This is a genomic window from Candidatus Chordibacter forsetii, from assembly GCF_964187505.1.
GTDB classification, from domain to species: Bacteria; Verrucomicrobiota; Verrucomicrobiia; order Opitutales; family Seribacteraceae; genus Chordibacter; species Chordibacter forsetii.
In genome coordinates this window covers 1-4,567 of sequence record NZ_CAXLML010000008.1, presented here as the reverse complement: position 1 = coordinate 4,567, position 4,567 = coordinate 1, and the positions used below count along the sequence as shown (strand labels likewise).

The window sequence follows — 4,567 nt, the reverse complement described above, 5'->3', positions numbered from 1 at the left end:
CTCAATATGCCAAAAGATTTTGATAGGTGTATGGATGCAAACCTATCTTTCTATAAAATGATTGAAAGATATGCTGAACAAAAGTTTCTTCGGTCTATTGAATTATTTCGTGTTTTTCAGTCAGCAACTCAAAAGGATCGATGGGATAAACTACCTGGTCCTTACAAGAACAAAACAGTTAGCTCGGAGCAATGTAGCGACTCGGGACTCTTAGCAAACTATGGTGCTGGAGTTACCAAGGCATGGAAGTTTGACTCACAAGGCTTCATTAACTTCTCCAAGAAAAGTCTTTCTTCGCAAAATCGTTTTAATGAAACGAGTTTTGACCCGAAGAGATGGACTGATCATTTGGTTGTATTTTGCGAAGGGTTTCGTGTCCTAGAAAATGAATGGTTTAACAACCTGCCTTTTGCTCCCGCCCAAGGCGATGTATTATCAATCGAGTCATCTAATGACTTCCATGCAAGCAATGGAACCTGGCACATACCTGAAGGAAATAATGGTTTAGCTAGGGTTGGCTCAACCTGGAGGCATGATCACCTGGAGTCTGGACCAAGCCCATCAGCAAGGGATGAGATTTTGAAAAGACTACAATTTATTCCATCTGTTCAAAATGCGTTGATAAACTTACATTTAAGTGGAGTGCGAAGCGGAACAAAGGATCGTAATCCTATTATTGGAAGACACCCAGAAATTAAAAACTTCTTTCTTTTTAACGGCTTTGGCTCAAGAGGGTGCAGTACGATTCCTTTGGCTGCACTCGAATTTACCAATTTCATTACCCGTGGAACTCCACTACCCCAACACAAGAACCTCTCAAGGTTCATGTAAAGAAAATCAAAATGAGATTATTTGAACTAGCTCATTCAAAAATTAAAGAAAATATCAAAAGGGGAGACTTTTGCATAGATGCCACACTGGGGAATGGGTATGACAGCCTTTTTTTGGCTCAACAAATAAGCCCACACGGAAGAGTGTTCGCTGTAGATATTCAGCAGTCTGCCATTCACCAAGCACGCTGCAAGTTAGATACTGCGGGATTAGGGAAATGTGTAACCATTATTCATGACTGCCATACTAACATTATGCAAAGAATTCCCGTCCAATACCATGGTGAAATTGCCATTGCCATGTATAACCTGGGTTATCTGCCTGGTGGAGATCACTCGATAAAGACTACTCCTGAAAGCACGATCAATTCCCTACTCAAAACATATGAACTTTTGAAACCAGGCGGACTACTTTCAGTATTGTGCTACCGCGGGCATGATGGCGGTGCTAAAGAATCAGACGAAGTAGGGAAATTATGCAGTTTACAAAATTGGAGTTTTGAAAAATTCCAGGGTAGCAATGATCCGGTTTCGCCAGTTTTAATCGTAATTAGAAAGAGTTAATATGGGTTAACCGGATCGACATCTAAATCATAATCCACTCCGTCGATCCCAAAACCAAAAAGACGTAGAAATTCTTGCTGGTATTCTTCGAAATTGGTCATCTCCAAAAGTGTGTTGGTATTAATAAGTGGCCAAAGTTCTTTGATTTTAATTTGAGTCTCTTCAGCCATCTCCCAGTCATCCAACCTAATTCGTTTGGCGTCGTCGAGTTCAAGGGAAGCATTTTCTCCATACAGGCGATCACGAAACAATCGATTAGTTTGCTCAATACAACCCTCATGTGTACCTTGCTCTCGCATAACCTTAAAAAGAATAGACACATATAAAGGAACAACTGGAATCGCCGAGCTTGCTTGAGTCACTACTGCTTTATTGACCGACACATAGGCACTTCCTTCACATAAACTAAGCATTTGTTGATTTAAAGAAAGTGCGGTTTCCTCTAAGTGAGCTTTTGCTCTCCCAATAGTTCCATTACGATAGATTGGCCAGGTCACTTCTGGCCCGACGTAGGAATAAGCTAAATTAACACAACCCTTTGCAAGTAAACCCTCTTCTAAAAGTCGGTCAGTCCAAAGCTTCCAGTCATCTCCACCCATGACTCGTTCGGTCTGAAAAAGCTCATCATCATTTGCTGGATCAATGGTCACATCTTTGACCTCTTTACGATCAGTATTTAATGTTTTATTTTTATAAATCATGCCTACTGGCTTTAAGCACGCACGATAGTTTTCACCGCTAGTCGGATCCGTTCTACGTGGTGAGGCAAGGCTGTATATTACGAGATCAAAATCCCCACCCATCTCCTTTGCTTTCCTCACGACTTCATCTTTACATGCATCGGAAAAAGCATCCCCATTAATATCCTCAGCAATAAGATTGTTTTCCGCAGCTAATTTACGAAAGGCAGAAATATTATAATGCCCAGGACTGCCAGGCTTTCCCTCTTTAGGATCTCTTTCAAATGAGACACCGAGGGTATCAGCATTATTAGCGAAGGCCGCCGAGATTCGACTGGCAAGTCCGTAGCCTGTTGATGCACCTATTACCAGAACACGGCGAGGCCCCTTGTTCTTGGCTAAGTTGACCTTAGAAGCTAACTCCGCCTGAGTGCGGACATTTTCGAGGCAACCTGTCGGATGCGATGTGATACAGACGAACCCCTTGATTCTTGGTTTAATAATCATAGCAAATAAACAATTAAATTCTTTGAGTAATAAGATTGTATGCTTCATGTTACTAGCAAGATAATTAAACCGAAGAAAGCTCAATCACTTGAAATCCAATCGATCGAAAAAATATAGACGACGCAAACCTAAGGATCAGGATTTGGTTTCAAGTTTTATGAACTTACCTGCAGAGTTAGCTCAGGGTAAACCTCGCCACCCCATATCTATGGAAACTTTAGTGGAGAAGGTCTGGGAAGATTGGGGGATCGGAGAAGATGAGACCGCCGAAGGAGTTATTTCCGGGAATTGGCAAAAGATAGTCGGGAAATACCTATCAGCTAAATGTGCTCCGGTTAACTTATCAAAAGATGGCAAGACTTTGCAAATTCGTGCTTCTAGTAGCACGATAAAGCAGGAATTAAGCTTTAAGAAACCTGAAGTATTAAAGCAGATTAATAAATTTAAAAAATGCCAGAAGGTTGCCCAATTGCGAATCCTCTAATCGTCATCTGTTCTAGTTGTATTTCTATCCTGAAGGAGCTGACTGACCGTGTATTTGCGGGAAATGAAAATGTATAAAGTTGCCCCGAAGGTCATCAATAAGGTCCAAAACCAAAACTCACTCGACACCTCTAACTTCGAAGCACCCTGTTCATCGGCTAGTAAAAACTTCACCCCTGATGTCAGGTAATTACCAAGGGATACGGTAAGCAAAAACAACGCCATAACCAAAGACTTCATTGCTTTAGGGGCTTGGGTGTAAGCGAATTCTAAGCAAGTAATGGAAACCATGACTTCGGATGCGGTTAAGATAAGACAGGCAAGAACTTGCCACCCGACATGCACAACCATTCCAGTTTCTACAAGCTCTTGAATCACAGAGACTACAACAAAAGCAAGGACCATCAACCAAAGTCCAATCCCCATCTTGCGAAGTGAGTTGAGTCTGAAGAAATGTTCTATCAGGGGATAAATAAAACGGCTGAATAAAGGTACTAATAAAAGAATGAAAAGCGGGTTAAATACAGCAGAGACTTGAGCTGGTAACAATTCGTACCCACCAAACATCGGTACCCAACCTGGAAGAACGCAGTCCAATTGGCGGCATTGTAGCTGCCACAGCGTACCGATCTGGTCAAATAAAGCCCAAAACAAGATAACAAATGAAAATATTAGCCATAGTTTAGCAAGGCTGCGAAGATTATCTTGGTTTACCAACTGACTAAAATAAGCCCTACCGACTGGCTGAATATGTGTAAATTCTCTGCGCCCCATCCAGAAAAGTAAGGTTGCAACTGCCATTAATATGCCGGGCAGACCGAAAGCAAAATGATGACCGAAAATTGTTTCGCCTGGCTGCTTTTCTCCAACAATCCAGATAAAAAATGGATAAATGGCTTCACCTAAAGTTCCAGATTCTCTTTTGGCTTCGAGTAAAAAGGGGGTTAACAGTCCTGACAAAAATGCACCCATATTGATTGATAAATAAAACCAACCAAATACTTTCGGTAGTAATCCTGAATTGGATCTACCAAATTGATCTCCTACATGCGCAGAAACACAGGGTTTAATGCCGCCAGAACCAACCGCTATTAGCCCAAGTCCGATCAGGAGGAGGACGCGGGTGTCACCGCCCCACCCCATGCAAGCCAAGCATGCATGTCCTAAGCAGTAGACTAAAGAGAGCAAAAGAATTGTTTTATATTTCCCCCAAAGTGCGTCTGCTACAATACCTCCAAGAATAGGAAATAAGTAAGCCGAACCTACAAATAAATGAACCCAAGCCTCTGCCTCCTTGTTACCAAATACATCTAATGTACCGTCTGATTGGCAAAGGTAGGTTGTCATGTAAACCAAAAGAATCGAGCGCATCCCATAAAAGGAAAAGCGCTCCGCCAATTCATTCCCAACAATAAAGGGAATACCCGGAGGCATACCTTTTAGTTCTAATGGAGTTTTGCGGTACACAATACTTTAGTTACGATTAAATTGCTCAGCTTCTCT

At 41.8% G+C, this 4,567-nt stretch carries 5 protein-coding genes; 3 read left to right on the top strand and 2 right to left on the bottom strand.

Annotated elements, in window-relative coordinates; translation table 11 throughout:
* Positions 1-831, top strand: an 831-nt coding sequence (locus ACKPQ4_RS00265; RefSeq protein ID WP_407679203.1) for an NAD(P)/FAD-dependent oxidoreductase, incomplete at its 5' end; no start/stop codon positions are given.
* A gap of 11 nt (positions 832-842) precedes the next feature.
* Entirely contained in the window at positions 843-1,394 is a 552-nt protein-coding gene (locus ACKPQ4_RS00260) for a tRNA (mnm(5)s(2)U34)-methyltransferase (protein ID WP_407679202.1), read from the top strand.
* On the opposite strand, the gene fabV is transcribed toward ACKPQ4_RS00260, so the two are convergent.
* Positions 1,391-2,581 carry an enoyl-ACP reductase FabV gene (fabV, locus tag ACKPQ4_RS00255; RefSeq protein WP_407679204.1) on the bottom strand — a complete coding sequence of 397 codons (1,191 nt, stop codon included), beginning with the start codon at positions 2,579-2,581 and terminating at the stop codon, positions 1,391-1,393. The genes ACKPQ4_RS00260 and fabV overlap by 4 nt on opposite strands.
* 157 nt (positions 2,582-2,738) lie before the next feature.
* On the opposite strand from fabV, the gene ACKPQ4_RS00250 reads away from it, so the two are divergent.
* Complete coding sequence (locus tag ACKPQ4_RS00250) at positions 2,739-3,065, top strand: DUF721 domain-containing protein (protein WP_407679201.1); 327 nt, start codon at positions 2,739-2,741, stop codon at positions 3,063-3,065.
* Here the strand turns inward: ACKPQ4_RS00250 and ACKPQ4_RS00245 are convergent.
* Positions 3,062-4,498 carry a POT-type proton-dependent oligopeptide transporter gene (locus ACKPQ4_RS00245; protein ID WP_407679200.1) on the bottom strand — a complete coding sequence of 479 codons (1,437 nt, stop codon included), beginning with the start codon at positions 4,496-4,498 and terminating at the stop codon, positions 3,062-3,064. The genes ACKPQ4_RS00250 and ACKPQ4_RS00245 overlap by 4 nt on opposite strands.
* Positions 4,499-4,567 lie beyond the last annotated feature (69 nt).